This is a genomic window from Brevibacterium iodinum ATCC 49514, assembly GCF_900169265.1.
Lineage (GTDB): Bacteria > Actinomycetota > Actinomycetes > Actinomycetales > Brevibacteriaceae > Brevibacterium > Brevibacterium iodinum.
Genome location: NZ_FXYX01000010.1, coordinates 34,482 through 49,139 on the forward strand (window position 1 = coordinate 34,482; position 14,658 = coordinate 49,139).

14 protein-coding genes are annotated in these 14,658 nt (G+C 64.2%); 2 read left to right on the plus strand and 12 right to left on the minus strand.

Annotation, left to right across the window (positions count from 1 at the left end; genetic code table 11):
- Positions 1–31 precede the first annotated feature (31 nt).
- Positions 32–1,852: a flavin-containing monooxygenase gene (locus BI49514_RS08640; RefSeq protein ID WP_101546117.1), complete on the minus strand. Its 1,821-nt coding sequence runs from the start codon at positions 1,850–1,852 to the stop codon at positions 32–34.
- Positions 1,853–2,008: 156 nt separating this feature from the next.
- Here BI49514_RS08640 and BI49514_RS08645 point away from each other — a divergent pair, with 156 nt between their 5' ends.
- Positions 2,009–3,169: a GAF domain-containing protein gene (locus BI49514_RS08645; protein ID WP_167443909.1), complete on the plus strand. Its 1,161-nt coding sequence runs from the start codon at positions 2,009–2,011 to the stop codon at positions 3,167–3,169.
- 3 nt (positions 3,170–3,172) lie between these two features.
- On the opposite strand, the gene BI49514_RS08650 is transcribed toward BI49514_RS08645, so the two are convergent.
- The 5 genes from BI49514_RS08650 to BI49514_RS08665 all read right to left on the minus strand — a co-directional run bounded on the left by BI49514_RS08650 (position 3,173) and on the right by BI49514_RS08665 (position 6,059).
- Entirely contained in the window at positions 3,173–4,219 is a 1,047-nt protein-coding gene (locus tag BI49514_RS08650; RefSeq protein WP_101546121.1) for an NAD(P)-dependent alcohol dehydrogenase, read from the minus strand.
- A gap of 124 nt (positions 4,220–4,343) precedes the next feature.
- Positions 4,344–4,580: a VOC family protein gene (locus BI49514_RS16920; protein WP_244195002.1), complete on the minus strand. Its 237-nt coding sequence runs from the start codon at positions 4,578–4,580 to the stop codon at positions 4,344–4,346.
- Positions 4,580–4,759, minus strand: coding sequence for a VOC family protein (locus BI49514_RS16925; RefSeq protein WP_244195001.1), 180 nt, complete (start codon positions 4,757–4,759; stop codon positions 4,580–4,582). The genes BI49514_RS16920 and BI49514_RS16925 overlap by 1 nt, the downstream gene beginning before the upstream one ends.
- Before the next feature lie 207 nt (positions 4,760–4,966).
- Complete coding sequence (locus BI49514_RS08660) at positions 4,967–5,191, minus strand: hypothetical protein (protein WP_101546123.1); 225 nt, start codon at positions 5,189–5,191, stop codon at positions 4,967–4,969.
- Positions 5,192–5,219: 28 nt separating this feature from the next.
- Complete coding sequence (locus BI49514_RS08665) at positions 5,220–6,059, minus strand: urea carboxylase-associated family protein (RefSeq protein ID WP_101546125.1); 840 nt, start codon at positions 6,057–6,059, stop codon at positions 5,220–5,222.
- A 166-nt stretch (positions 6,060–6,225) separates the two neighbouring features.
- On the opposite strand from BI49514_RS08665, the gene BI49514_RS08670 reads away from it, so the two are divergent.
- Positions 6,226–6,465: a hypothetical protein gene (locus tag BI49514_RS08670; RefSeq protein ID WP_101546127.1), complete on the plus strand. Its 240-nt coding sequence runs from the start codon at positions 6,226–6,228 to the stop codon at positions 6,463–6,465.
- Positions 6,466–6,506: 41 nt separating this feature from the next.
- Here BI49514_RS08670 and BI49514_RS08675 read toward each other — a convergent pair whose 3' ends face one another.
- The 6 genes from BI49514_RS08675 to BI49514_RS08700 all read right to left on the minus strand — a co-directional run bounded on the left by BI49514_RS08675 (position 6,507) and on the right by BI49514_RS08700 (position 14,611).
- Positions 6,507–8,036 carry a tripartite tricarboxylate transporter permease gene (locus BI49514_RS08675; RefSeq protein ID WP_167443908.1) on the minus strand — a complete coding sequence of 510 codons (1,530 nt, stop codon included), beginning with the start codon at positions 8,034–8,036 and terminating at the stop codon, positions 6,507–6,509.
- Positions 8,033–8,587, minus strand: coding sequence for a tripartite tricarboxylate transporter TctB family protein (locus BI49514_RS08680; RefSeq protein ID WP_167443907.1), 555 nt, complete (start codon positions 8,585–8,587; stop codon positions 8,033–8,035). Before BI49514_RS08680 ends, BI49514_RS08675 begins: the two co-directional genes overlap by 4 nt.
- Positions 8,584–9,372, minus strand: a complete 789-nt coding sequence (locus tag BI49514_RS08685) for a Bug family tripartite tricarboxylate transporter substrate binding protein (protein WP_180954368.1) — start codon at positions 9,370–9,372, stop codon at positions 8,584–8,586. The genes BI49514_RS08680 and BI49514_RS08685 overlap by 4 nt, the downstream gene beginning before the upstream one ends.
- Positions 9,373–9,785: 413 nt before the next feature.
- Positions 9,786–11,072: an adenylosuccinate synthase gene (locus BI49514_RS08690; protein WP_101546134.1), complete on the minus strand. Its 1,287-nt coding sequence runs from the start codon at positions 11,070–11,072 to the stop codon at positions 9,786–9,788.
- A 117-nt stretch (positions 11,073–11,189) separates the two neighbouring features.
- Positions 11,190–13,739, minus strand: coding sequence for an FtsX-like permease family protein (locus BI49514_RS08695; protein ID WP_101546136.1), 2,550 nt, complete (start codon positions 13,737–13,739; stop codon positions 11,190–11,192).
- Positions 13,736–14,611, minus strand: a complete 876-nt coding sequence (locus BI49514_RS08700) for an ABC transporter ATP-binding protein (RefSeq protein WP_101546137.1) — start codon at positions 14,609–14,611, stop codon at positions 13,736–13,738. The genes BI49514_RS08695 and BI49514_RS08700 overlap by 4 nt, the downstream gene beginning before the upstream one ends.
- Positions 14,612–14,658: the final 47 nt, after the last annotated feature.

Below are 14,658 nucleotides of genomic sequence, written 5' to 3' on the forward strand. Positions count from 1 at the left end.
GAAACCTGAGAACTTCTCAGGCTTCTCAAGCTCACCTCAGGTGATGAACCTCCTGCAGCCCGTACACCGGAGTCTCGATGCCTTCGTGCCGGGCCTTGAGCTGCAGCGCCAGGTACAGCGAGTAGTGACGGGCCTGGTGGAGGTTGCCGCCCATGAACCACAGGTTCTCCTGCTGGGTGGGCTTCCACATATTGCGCTGCTCGCCTTCCCACGGGCCTGGGTCCTTGGTCGTCTCCGACCCCAGTCCCCAGCATTTGCCGACTTTGTCTGCGGTCTCCTGGTCGACGAGGTCCGCGACCCAGCCGTTCATCGAACCGTAGCCGGTGGCATAGACTACGAGGTCGGCTGGCAGCTCCGTGCCGTCCGCCAAAACAACCGAGTCAGAAGTCAGGTGGTCGACCTGGCCTTTGGCCAGCTTCACTTTGCCGTCGGCGACGAGCTCGGCGGCTCCGACGTCGATGTAGTAGCCCGAGCCGCGGCGCAGGTACTTGAGGAACAAGCCGGACTCATCGTCGCCGAAGTCGAGGTCGAACCCGGCATCTTCCATGCGCTGGTAGAAGTCCTTATCTGCGTCCTTGATCTGGTCGTAGAGCGGGATCTGGAACTCGTGCATGATCCGGTACGGCAGCGACGCGAAGATGAGATCCGCCTTCTCCGTCGTCACCCCGCTCTCCAGAGCGCGTTCGGAGTACAGGTCCCCCAACGCGATCTCCACGAGCGAGTCGCTCTTGACGATGTGCGTGCTCGAGCGCTGCACCATGGTGACGTCGGCGCCGTGCTCGTACAGAGCTCCGCAGATGTCGAAGGCCGAGTTGTTGCTGCCGATGACGACGACCTTCTTACCTGCATAGGCATCGGGACCCGGGTGCTGCGAGGAGTGCTGCTGCTCACCTTCGAAGATGTCCGAGCCCGGGAACGTGGGGATGTTCGGCTTGCCCGACATGCCCGTGGCCATCACCAGATGGGTCGGGTGCAGAGTGACTTTCTCTCCGTTCCGGTCGACCTCGACCGTCCACCGGCCTTCTGCTTCGTCATAGGTCGCCGAGGCAGCGGTCGTCGATGACCAGTACGGAATCTCCATCACCTTCGTGTAGAACTCCAACCAGTCAGCGATCTTGTCCTTCGGTGCGAACACCGGCCAATTGTCGGGGAACTTCAGGTACGGCAGGTGGTCGTACCAGACCGGATCGTGCAGGCACAGCGACTTGTACCGCGACCGCCACTGGTCACCCGGCCGCTCCCACCGATCGATGACCAGGGAGGGCACCCCGAGTTGGCGGAGGCGAGCGCCGAGGGCGATCCCGCCCTGCCCGCCACCGACGACGAGGATGTACGGGTCGGCGGTCTTACCCCAGGCGGCGTCCTCCTCGGCGAGTTTCTCCGACCAGCTCTTCCGCTCGGGATCGACGCCGTGTTCTGCACCCTTGACCCGGCGATTGCCGCGCGGCTCCTCGTGTCCGGCGATCTCCTGCAGCGAGGTGAGCATGGTCCAGGCCTTGATGCCGTCTTCGTCGATGAGGCGGACCAGCCCTTTGCCGCGCCCCACCGAGGTGGTGAAAGTGAACCATGCTTCCGTCACTCCGTCGGCGGTTGCCGCCGGTTCGGCCAGTTCGAAGTCTTCCGGTGAGACCCGGTCGAGATTGTGGGTGAGCAGGTCGGTGACTCCGTCGGGGTTCTCCACCGTTTTGAGATTCCAGGTGAAGGATACGAGGTCCCTCCAATAGCTGTCGGTGGCGAACAGTCCGGCTGCGGCAGGGATGTCCCGGCGGCTGAGCGCCGATTCAAAGTCCTGCAGCCACCTCATCGCGATGTCGTCGGCGGTCAGCTGGGGACGGTCGAGCGTCGTTGTCATGTCACTCCTCCTCATTGAGTTCAGTGACTCCAAACTAAGCCGGGCACTCCCCGCTCGGAAGAGTTGCATCGGATTGCATGGTCCACGCCGTGCCGGGATTCTCACCGACGCCTCGCCCCCATGGTCAGGGGTGCGTTCCCGTCTTATACTCAAGGCATGCTTCAGCCGGATCTGGCGCATCTCGCCAGAGACCTGACACGCATTCACGATGCTGTGATCACCGGGGCTTCGCCGCCGGTGCAACCGCGCGCGCTGGTCAGGCGCTCGTGGGATCGGATGCTGCGCTTGGGGCTGGACCCGGATGGCGCGAATGCGCGGATCGTCGCCGATGAGGCTGAACTGGAGACTCGACGCCGGAAGTCCCAGTTGCGACTGGTCGTCGATGAGATGCGCTCAGTACTGTTGCGGGCTCCCGACGCCGCGCCGTTCATCCTCGTCGTCACCGATGCCGACGGCGTCATTCTGTGGCGAGACGGTGCGGCATCGGCCAGACGGCAAGCCGATGAGCTCGGATTCGTCGAAGGAGCGCATTGGTCCGAAGTCAAGGTCGGCACGAATGCCATCGGCACGGCGCTGACCGAGGAGGCACCCGTCCAGCTCTTCTCCGCCGAGCACTTCGAAGCCTCGCAGCATCCCTGGTACTGCAGCGCCATGCCCGTCCACGACCCGCACGATGGGGCCCTGTTGGGCGTCGTCGACATCAGCGGCCCGGCGATGACTCTTCACCCGGCCGTGCAGTCCTTGGTGATGACGGCGGTGCGGCTGGCCGAGGCGCGGCTGATGATCGCGCAGCAGGAAGCGCTGAACACTCTGCGCGATCGGATGTCGGCGATGCTCGCCGGCACGTCCGGCCCGGCCCTCGTCGTCGACGAGGCCGGATGGGTGGCCTACCAGCAGGGAGTGCGCAGCCGCGACCGCATCGAGGCCCCCGCTGCCGACCGTTCGATCCTCATTCCCGGTGCTGGTCTGTGCCTGCCGGAGAAGATCACCGGCGGCTGGCTGCTGCGGCCCACCGGCGACCGTCGAGCCTCGGTGACTCTGCGCATGAGGCAGGATCCGCCCGTGCTCGATGTCCATTCCGGCACCGAGCCCCTGGTCGTTCCGCTCACGCCACGGCGGGCGCAGATTCTGGCGGCGGTCACCTCGGCGGGTGTTGCAGGGATCAGTGCCGCCGATCTCAGCCAGCGCCTCTACGGGGACGGTGACCATGTGGTCACCGTCCGCGCTGAGGTCTCGCGTCTGCGCCGATCCGTCGGTGCGCTGCTCGCCACCCGCCCCTACCGGTGGGCCGAAGGAGTCGACGCGCGGGTGGACTAGGTGTCAGCTGCCGTGCGGAACGACGACCGCTCGGCCGGAGAGCTCACCGGCCTGCAGCTTCCGATAGGCTTCCAGTCCGTCGTCGATGCTGTAGCGTTCGACTTCCGGCATGATCTGACCAGCCCGGTACATGTCGACGACCTCATGGAGGTCCTCGATCGTTCCCCAGTAGGTGTTCGTCAGCGTCGCTTCGTAGGGATTGGTGAAGAAGGACCATTCAAACGTTCCGCCGGCAATGCCGACGATTGTGCAACGACCCATGCGGGCCATTGATTGCGCGGCGACCTTGACTGTCGAGGAGGCACCGACGAAGTCGAACGCGGCATCGACGCCCTTGCCACCAGTGATCTCACGGATTCGTTCGACCTGACCTTCTCCTCCACCCACGGTGATAGCCCCGGCCGCTTCGGCCTTCGCCATCGCCTCGGGCTTCATATCCGTGGCGATGACCGTCGCACCGGTGAGAGCCTTCAAGATCTGCACTCCGATTTGGCCCAGCCCGCCGAGACCGATGACCAGCGCGTAGCGTCCGCCTCCCGCGAGATTCGGCAGCGAGTTCTTGATTGCGTGGTAAGGGGTCAGGCCTGCGTCGGAGAGCGGTGCTGCCGCAATTGGGTCGGCATCGCCAAGCGGGACGAGGTTCCGTGCGGGAACGGTGACGTATTCGGCCATCCCGCCGTCGCGTCCCAGCCCGACTCCGAGATAGGGGTTGGTCGCGGCGTTCTCACAATAGGTGTCCTGCCCACGTGAGCAGGCTCGGCAACGACCGCATCCGATCGGGCCGTAGACGAGGTAGGCGTCACCCTTTTTGATTCCTGACACGCCGGGGCCAAGGTCTTCGGCCCACCCCGAGTTCTCGTGTCCGAGGACGAATGGCGGCGGTACTGCTCCGGGGGTGCCCTCTTCGAATTCGTTGTACACGGCAACATCCGAGTGGCAGGCTCCTGCTCCGGCAACCTTGAGCAGAACCTCACCTGGTCCTGGTATGGGCTTCTCAACGTCTTTGAGCGTGGGAAAGGTCTTGAAGTCTTCGAATACGATCGCCTTCATGGTGCGAGTTCCTTTCGAATAGATTGGGACGGTGATCTCCGCTCCGAAGCCCACGTTAGGCCCGCGCAACAGATAATTACCCCTTGTACCACCTGGTGAAACCCTATTTTCCACAAACGATCAGCTACTTCGGGCCGGCCCCGCGGTAGCTCCCGACCGACCACAGCACACCCTCGGGGTCGTGGATGGCGAAGTCGAGCGATCCATAGTCCTGCTCGGTCAGTCCCATGACCTCGGTGGCGCCCGCAGCGAGCGTACGCTGGTGGAGCTCACGGACGTTGCCGGAGGCCAGATACACCGACCCCGAGGCGACTCCCGTCTTGGTCAGGACCCCGCCGTCATCGCGGACGGACCCGAGCATCACTCCCCCCCCCCGCCCTCGGGCCAGTCGAGTTCGGCATGATCGACGCGATCCGGATCGTCGGCGTTCGTGTATTCGGCGATGACGTCGAAGCCGAGCGCCTCCTGCAGGAAGGCGCTCGCGGCTTTGGCATCGCGGTAGCGGGAGGTGGGCCAGACGTTGGCATGGTTCTCGGACATGGTCACTCCTGAGTTCGTCGCAGTTGGAATTCCATCATCGACGCATACCCACCATCAGGTCTTGGACAAATGGGAACAGGTCATCCCCTCGCCGAGGCGGCCCCCCACCGAATCTGTTCCCTCAGTCCGGGTGCGGGCCACGGCATCGGCGGCAAGCCGCGTGTTCATGGCAGCCGCCGCCGCGGCCGGCCTCCAAGAGCTTCGTCGTCAGTGAGTCGAGGTCGGTGGGAAAGCCCCTCGACTCCCTGCCGCGCGTGCGGCGATGACGTCGAGGCTCTCGAAGCAGATGGACCTGACATGTGCGACCAGCAGCTCATCGATGAGGTTGATGACCTCGTCGGTCGTCCGCTGTACCCGACGTTGCAGCTCATTCTCCGAGTTTTCGAGGCCAAGCCGGTCGGCGTACCGTGTCACGAGCGTTGACGCTGCCATTGCAGGTCCTTTCCGCTCTGGTGCTTGCTTACGCCCACGGTTGGGGTCGGAGTCCGTGGGCTCCTCGATACCTCGGTGAGCTCGGCTGCTCCCACTCGCCGAGGAGGTCCTCGGGGAGGCGATAGACCGTGACCTTGAGAGGGTGGCAGTTCTCCACCGGATCGGACGAGCCGTCACCGAACATCGGTGCGGACAGATCTCCGCCCGGGCAGGTGGACAGGGCCGCGAGCAGGTCCTGCTCGGCGAAGAATTCGAAGTGGTCGCCCGGGCGTGCCGGGCAGGTCTTCATGAAGTATTCGTCGTTGTCATTCAGCCCCGTGCATTGGAAGACGTTGAGCACATCGTGGACGTCGAATTCGGTGAGGCCGTAGGGCAGGATCGCGCGGACGAGGTTCGAATGGCAGTGGTAGTCGAAGTCGACGCCGCTGAGCATCCGTGACACGTATGGGTCGCATCGGGTGCCCAAGGTGTCGTGCACGCGGCCGCCCTCCGGGTCGGTGCCGTAGTCGGACAGTGTGTCGCCGACGATGGTAGCCATCGGCCGCAGAAACGGAAGCGTCGACCACAGGCGGTCGAATGTGGACACGTGCGCGGCCTGGAGTTGTCGGGTCCGTGCCGCCCAGAATCGCTCCCTGGGGTCGTGGCGATTCCACAGATTGAGGTCGCCGACCTGCGGGCCGTCGACCGTGGAGATACGGCAGATATGACCGGCAGGGATGTCCCAGGCCTGTCCGGAGCGAATGGGGATGGTGAATTCGTCGATGACTTCCCGAGAGCGCACGTCTTCGCCGATCCGTGAGTAGAAGTCTCTGTCGACCTCGAGCGCAGGTCCCTGATAGGCGGCTTCCTGCAGGCGGCTCTGAGCCATTGGACGCATCCTCCTCCATAGTCGGGTTGCCTGCAACGATGCCAGCTTCGGACCGGATGTCCAAGCGGGTGTTCGTCGGGTCTATGCTGAAATCACAGAGCCGACGCAGGTAAATCAGCGTCGTCGTATGCGCCGAACCGCGTGGACCGAGCAGTGGGAGGTTGGAATGGCTGCAGAGAGGATCGACGTCGAGATGCAGGACACGGGCGAGTTCTTGGCCGGCATCCACACGGCGACGGGAACAGATGAGATCGTTCTGAAGTTCGACGACGCCGAACAGGTCTCCGACCGGGTTTTGGACAATGACGAGGCCACTGCCCGCGCGACCGTGGAATTCCTCCTCAGCCATCAGCCTCCCGGGGACCTGCCGGACCGAATCGACCTCGTTGACATCGCCGTTGCCTAAGACGACGCGATCAAGTCCGTCCGGAAGCTGCGGGGTTAGCACTACCTGGGCTGAGCGCCTCCGGCACCGACTTCTGCGTCAGCGTTCTCCTTCCCTACCCAACGCTTCCAAGGCAGTGCCGACACGAGGGCCAGCAGTGCGATGATCAGAAACACCATGGCCAGTGGGTCGGTAGCGACCGCCCAGAAGTCTCCGCTGGTCAGGCCCAGTGCCTGCTGGAGGTTCCGTTCGAGCATCTCTCCCAGCACAAGACCGATCACCAGCAGGGCCGGTGCCATCCCGACCAGGCGCATCACGTAGCCGAGTACGCCGAATGCCAGTGCGATGTATACATCGGTCACCGAGTTGTGGATGCTGTAACAGGAGATGAGTGCGAGAATGAGAATGACCGGGGCCATGAACGGCATCGGAATGGCCAGGATCTTCGCGAGCAGTGGAGAGGCGCCGATGTTGATGACGACGCCGAGGATCGCGCTGAATAGCAGTGCCCCGATGATCGTCCACCCGAGTTCTGGGTTCGCATCGAAGAAACCGGGGCCGGGGTTGAGGCCGTACATCATCAGGTAGGCGAGCAGAACTGCCGTCGTGCCTGATCCCGGGATTCCCAGGGTCAGAAGAGGCACCATCGAACCCGACACTGCAGCATTGTTCGCGGACTCCGGCGCGACCAGTCCACGGACAGCGCCCTTGCCCATACCCGCAGACGCCGGAGCGAGTCGCTTCTCCAATCCATATGAGAAGAAGGCGGCGATCGTCGTTCCTGCGCCCGGGAGCACTCCGGCAACGAATCCGATGACCGATCCTCGCAGGCTGGGGAGGGTCCCCTGCTTGAGGTCGGACTTTGTCGGAAGAAATCGTCCCGACAACTTCGACATCACCTGGGAGTCCTTGCCCATCGTGGTGCTGGCCAAGATCTCACCGACGCCGAAGACGCCGATGATCGCGACGATCGAGTCGACCCCCTCCAACAGGGTGAAGCTGCCGAAGGTGAAGCGAGGAAGCCCCGACTGAAGTTCGATGCCGACGGTCGAAACAGCCACTCCGATGGCGACTGCTGTCAGCCCCAGCATCGGTGCCGAACCGACGAGGGTGGCACTGAGCACCAGCGCCATGACGACGACCGCGAAATAGGCGCCGGGCCCGAACGCAAGTCCGAGTTCCGACATCGGCCCGGCAATGAAGGCCAGTCCAAGGAACGCGAGCACACTGCCGACGAATGATGCGAGAGCAGAGATGGAAAGCGCGGTGGCCGCCTTGCCTTTCAATGCCATCGGGTGGCCGTCGAGTGTGGTCATGATGGCGCCAGGGTCACCCGGGATGTTCAGCAGGATCGCTGAGATCCTCCCGCCGTATTCTGCACCGAGATATAACGAGACCATCAGTGGAAGCGATATCTCGGCCGGAACCGTGATCGCGACCGGAAGGAGGAGCGCAATGGCAGTCGACGGACCGATGCCGGGCAGCAGACCGGCGATGGTTCCGAGGACGACTCCGCCCAAGATGACCAGCAGCAGAGTCGGCGATGCCGCGATACCGTCGAGAGCCGAGAGGAGATCGTTGATAGTGCTCACAGCTGCAGACCTCCGAATACCAGGTACTCCAGCCAGCCGACAGGCAGAAGCACATTGAGCCAGATGTCGAACACGAGGAAGAGGATCATCGCGATCGCAATGTTGATGACGAAGAGCCCGAGGGCTCGTGCCACGCTGAGTCGGATTCCAAACACCGTCATTGAGACCAACATCGAGAAGATGACTGAGGCTTCGACAAATCCGATGAGGAAGATCGAGGCCGCATACAGACCGAAGAGGACGATGCACCAGACTACCCGCAGAAACTCCCGTCCTTCGATCGGCCGGACGTCGACATAGCCGCGCAGAATCGCGATGATTCCGAGAGCGGTTGTGCAGAACAGGACGATGCCGACGACCAGCGGGAACGTCTTCGGACCGATTCCATCTTCTCCGGCTGCATCCGGCAGAAGAAAGGCATTGATGAGGTAGAAGATCGCGAGGAAGCCGAGCACAATGCTCGACAGCATCGCCGAGGTGGTCCGACTTCCGGGTTCTTGGTGTCGTTCGTCGGCCGATCGAGGTGCGGCCGGATCTGTGTCCGCGCTCATTTCACCAACCCCACTTTCTCCAGCACTTCGGTCGATTCCTCTTGTTCGGGGCGTATCACTGTGTCGAGCCATTCGTCACCGGCGACGTATTCTGGGTTGATCCCGAGTGCCTCTGCCTGCTTTTCGAACTCTTCAGTCTCCACGGCTTTCTTCAATGATTCACGCCACCAGTCGACCGAATCCTGAGGCATATCCTTTGGACCGAATACTCCCCTCCAGTGGTTGATCGTGATGTCCATTCCGAGGTCGTGCCATGTCGGAACACCTGGCGCCGAATCGACCGGCTCCGGAGCCGAGACTGCGATGATTTCGACGTCACCGCTGTCGACGAGTTCCATCGCTTCCGACATTCCCGTCGACGCCACATCGATACGTCCGCCCAAAAGTTCGTTGTTGAGATCGCCGCCATCGGAGAACGCGACAAGATTGATCTTGGACAGATCGTCCACTCCGTATTCGCTGGCAGGACGAAGCACGTTGAGCTGGTCGTCGCTGGGAACGGTGCCGATTCCGAAGTTGACCGAACCCGCATTCGCCTTGATGTCTTCGAGCACCTTTTCTGCGGAGTCGTACTTCGACCCGGATTTCACGATCCACACTTCATAGTCGGTTGTCAGCTGAGCCAGCGGTGTGAAGTCGTCCAGGGACATATCGGTGGTTCCCGTGACATTGGAGAGGAAGATTCGGTTGGACTCGAATACGACGGAGGTTCCGTCGTTTTCTCGTTGGAGGACGGCGGCACGAGCCGGATTGCCTCCGCCGCCTCCCATATTCTCGATCGACATGAAGGTGTCGATACCCGCGGCTTCGAAGCCATCGTTCGTAATGCGAGTCGTCAGGTCGAGCCCACCACCCGGGGAGCCTGCAGCGATCGCGGTGACCCGCGGAGGGGGGAAGCCATCGTTTCGTTGAATGTCGGGCATACATGCTGTCGTGGACGCTGCAAGTGAAAGGCCGGCAGACGCTGCGGCGACCCACAGAAGAGTTCGCATCAGGGAGGATTTTCTCGCCGCTGGGAAGCCGAAGTGAAGCATGACCGGCACGTTACCCGCCGGAGCCTTCAAACCTCAACAAATCCTGCAAGAATGAGACAAGACGCCTGGGTACTTTCCCTTGTGTCCCGGATGGCGGGCCCATGCCGAATGGCGGAACCGACGCACTGTCGGTTCCGCCCTCAGCTATTCAGTTCTGGTGGATCTCAGTCCAGCAGGTCGTGACGCACGATCGACTGTTCGCGATCGGGGCCGACGCCGAGGACCGACATCCGGCAACCCGAGAGCTCCTCGAGTGCGAGCACGTACTTCTGCGCGTTCTCCGGCAGATCGTCGAAGGTCCGAGCCTTCGTGATGTCCTCGGTCCAGCCGTCGAAGTACTCGAAGATCGGCTTCGCATGGTGGAACTCGGTCTGCGACACCGGCATCTCGTCATGACGCTCGCCATCGACCTCGTAGGCCACGCACACGGGGATCCGGTCGATGCCGGTGAGCACGTCGAGCTTCGTCAGCACATAGTCGGTGAAGCCGTTGGTGCGAGCGGCGTAGCGAGCGATGACAGCGTCGTACCAGCCGCAGCGGCGCGGACGACCGGTATTGACACCGAATTCTCCACCGGCCTTCTGCAGGTATTCGCCCATCTCATCGAAGAGCTCGGTCGGGAACGGGCCGGCGCCCACACGCGTGGTATACGCCTTGACGATGCCGACGACGCGGTTGATCCGGGTCGGGCCGATGCCCGTGCCCACGCAGGATCCGCCGGCAGTCGGGTTCGACGAGGTGACGAACGGGTAGGTGCCGTGGTCGACGTCGAGCATGGTCGCCTGACCACCCTCCATGACGACGACCTCGCCACGGTCGAGCGCCTCGTTGAGCATGAGCTCGGTCTCGGCGACATAGGGGCGCAGTCGCTCGATGAAGGGCTCGAAGTATTCGACGATCTCCTCGACCGAAACGGCCCGACGGTTGTAGACCTTGACGAGCAGTTCGTTCTTCTGCCGCAGCGATCCTTCGATCTTCTGACGCAGGATGGACTCGTCGAAGACGTCCTGGACTCGGATGCCCAAGCGCCCGATCTTGTCCATGTAGGCCGGTCCGATGCCGCGGCCGGTGGTGCCGATGGCCCGCTTGCCGAGGAATCGCTCGGTCACCTTGTCCAGGGTCTGGTGGTACGGAGCCACGAGGTGGGCATTCGCCGAGATCCGCAGCTTCGACGTGTCTGCGCCGCGGGATTCGAGGGCGTCGATCTCCTCAAAGAGCGCCTCGAGGTTGACGACGACGCCGTTGCCGATGACCGGGGTGACATTCGGTGAGAGGATGCCCGCCGGCAGAAGCTTGAGTTCGTACTTCTCTCCTCCGACGACAACCGTGTGGCCGGCGTTGTTCCCACCATTGGGCTTGACCACGTAGTCGACGCTGGTGCCGAGGATATCGGTGGTCTTACCTTTACCTTCGTCGCCCCACTGAGCGCCGACGACAACGATTGCTGGCATGAGAGTGCTTCACCTCGAAGTGAAAAGGGGATGTCATTACTCGCTAAGTCTACTGGGTCACACCGACACGGCCGCGAACGGGAGGCCTCAACCTCCCGCCCGCGGCCGAATCAAGCCTCACTCCATGCTCATCCCCTTTGCCGGGGCGATCCGAGACATCGACCTCGCCGGAATCGCCGAGGCGAGCACCGCAGCCAGCACCGCGGCGACGCCGATCAGCCCGATCTGCGCCCACGGCACCGACAGCACGGGATCCGCGGATGCCGGCATCAGCGACGCCGTTCCGACCCATCCGTAGAATGTGCCCACCCCGGCGCCGGCGACCAGGGCGATGAGTGTCATGAGCAGCGATTCGATTGTGATCATCCGCGACATCGCCGACCGCGTGAAGCCCAGCGCCCGCAGCAGCGCACCTTCCCGGCGCCGGTCAATGACCGAGAGCGTGAGCGTATTGCTCACTCCGATCACCGCGATGACCACCGCGGCCGCCAGCAGTCCGAGCACCACAGTCAGAGCGACCTGGAACATCGAGGCGAACTCCGCCCGAGTCTGCGCCGCCGAAGCGTCGCTCGTCGCCCCCGAGGCACCGAGTTCGGAGGTCAGCGCTTCGATCTGCGAGGTCGAGGCGTCGTCGGCGACCTTCGTCCAGGTCTGTTCCTGGACCTTCCCGCCGGCGGCCGCATCAATGGTCTTTGCATCCGCTCCGCTGACCAGTGCCGTCCCCGCGGGGACGTCGTAGGACGCCTGGATCGTCAGGTCGATGTCCTGCCCGCCGAGGCGGATCAACGCAGTCTTGCTGTCGACGTCCGAATCGTCGTCGACTCCCACCGAACTCGGGTCGACCAGGATCGTGCCTTCATCGACGTCGTATCCGTCGCTGCGCATGACCGGGGAGTCGGCGGCCGCCTCGGCGCTGGCGATCGCAAGATCACCGGAGCTCTTCGTTCCCTCGACCGTCACCGAGGCGGTGGGCGCGGGAACGCTCACCCGATCCTCGACGATGGGCGAGTCATCGAGCACGGATCCGATCCCCTCGGCGCTGCTCTCCCCTGCCGAACCGCTTCCAGCTGCGGAGACGACGAGATCGACGGGGGTGTCCGCGGCGGTGGCGAGTTCGAGGGTCCGCTGCAAGCTTGCCGACCCGACGACGACGGCTGTGACAAGGGTGACGCCGATGAGCAGCGCCCCCGTCGTCGAGGCGGTGCGTCGGCCTGCCGTGCTCGCCGATCGTCCGGCCAGCTTCACCGCGGGCGAGCGCCGGGTGAACAGGCCGACCAGCCCGGCCAGCAGCGCCACCAGCGGCGGGACGAAGACGCGGGCGCCGATGAGGAGGGCGACGAAGAGGGCGAAGCAGCCGGCGATGCCCGCCAGCACGTTATGGCTGGTGGTGCCGAGCAGGCACAGGCCGATTCCGGCGATGCCGAGCACGAGCGCCAGAGTGAGTCGCACCCAGCGGATTCGCGGTGCGGCGGCAGGCACGTCGACCGGGCGCATGGCCTCGATCGGTGAGACCCGGGAGGCGCGGATGGCGGGAATCAATCCCGCCGCGAGGGTGACGAGGATGCCGACGACCGGACCGACGATGAACGCCGCAGGGGTCAGGGACATCTGGGCGAATTCCGGCATCCACAGGGCTCGGACAAGGGTAGACAGTCCCCAGCCGATGAGGAGGCCGAGCCCGACGCCGAGTACGGAGCCGACGATTCCGAGGCTGAGGCTCTCGACCACGGCGGCTCCGCGCACCTGTCGGCGGGAGGCGCCGACGGCGCGGAAGAGCGCGAGCACACGGATGCGGGAGGCGACGAGGACGTTGAAGGTGTTCGAGATGACCAGGGCTGCGACTCCGGCGGCCAGCAGTCCGAAGGCGATGCCGATCGTTGAGAGGATGTCCGAGCCGTCGGAGAGCGATTCCATCTGCTCGTCGACGACCTGGTCGACGGTCTGGACCGTCACGTCCTGCTCATCTCCGGTGTCGGCGAGCGCCGATTCGACCGCCTCGGCGAGTGCCGTGCGATCGCTGCCGTCGTCGGCGACGATCCGGATGGAATCGGCCATGAGCTCACCCGGTGCGGTCTTCAGCCCGCCGTCGGTGAGGTAGAGGTTCATTCCTGCGGCCGAGGAGCCGGGCATGATGCCGGAGACGGTATAGCTCGGCCCGTCGCCGGACGGGCGACCGGCCCCGTCGATTTCGTCGAGGCTGATGGTGTCGCCGACTCCGGCCCCGAGGGTCTTCGCGTCGGCTTCTCGCAGCATGAGTTCGTCAGCCGCGGTCGGGACTGCGCCCCCGATGGTCTCGACGTGTCCCTGCGGGAGGTTCGTCGCCGATCCCGTCACCGAGGTGGCCCCCGAGGAGACCGAGACGAAGGACGATTGCGTGAGCTGGGCGGATTCGACCCCGTCGACCTCGGCCACCGTCTTCGTCAGGGACTCCGTGAGAGGTGAGGAGGCAGAGTCGTCGGCGGCTGCTGGGTCGTCGGGACCAGTCGCGGTGACGGCGACGTCTGCTCCGGCCCATTCGGCGCGGACCTGGTTGCGCAGGGTGTCGCCGAAGGCTTGGGAGAACAGGAGGGCCGCGACGATGAAGGCCACGGATACGGCGATGGCGATCATCGCCGCACTCAGGCGCCCGGAGGCGCTGCGGAGGTTGGACCAGGCGATGCGGATCATCGGGCACCTCCGTGAGACTGTGCAGCGGTGTTCCCAGCATTGCCCGGCGATGCCGTGACGTTCATCAGTGCGGCGGCCACGGATTCCGGGTTCGGCTGAGTGAGTTCACCGGCGAGGCGACCGTCGGCGAGCAGGACGACTCGGTCCGCGCGGGCTGCTGCGCGGGGGTCGTGGGTGACCATGACGACGGTCTGGCCGAGTTCGTCGACGGAGGCGCGCAGGATGTTGAGGACCTCTTCGCCGGCGTTCGAGTCGAGGTTGCCGGTGGGTTCGTCGGCGACGAGCACATCGGGTTGGGACACGAGGGCGCGGGCGACGGCGACTCGCTGCTGCTGTCCGCCGGAGAGTTCGTGGGGTCGGTGTTTGAGGCGTCCGCGCAGTCCGAGCAGGTCGACCATGCGGTCGAATACCCGGCGGTCGGGCTTCTGCCCCGACAGCTGCGAGGGCAGCAGGATGTTCTCCTCGGCGTTCATCGCGGGCACGAGGTTGAAGGACTGGAAGACGAATCCGATGCGGTCGCGGCGCAGCGCCGTGAGTTTGCGATCGCTGAGGCGCGAGATCGCCGTGGAACCGATGTAGACCTCACCGGAGTCCGGGGTGTCGAGTCCGGCGAGCATGTTGAGAAGCGTCGATTTGCCCGAGCCGGAGGGTCCCATGATGGCGGTGAAGCGCTCGGCTCCGACGTCGAGGCTGAGATCGTCGAGCGGCCTGACCTGCGCGTCCCCTTTTCCGTAGGTCTTGCGCAGTCCGATGGCCTGGATGGCCAGCCTCGGTGCGGGGTTCGAACCCTGCCCGCGGGTCGAGCCCTGTGTGGGGTTCGGCGAGTAGTTCGGGGACGGATGGGCGTCGGTGTGCGTCGCTGATGTGTTCATGCCTCCAGCTTCACCGCCGACCCCACCCTCGCACATCGGACCTGAGG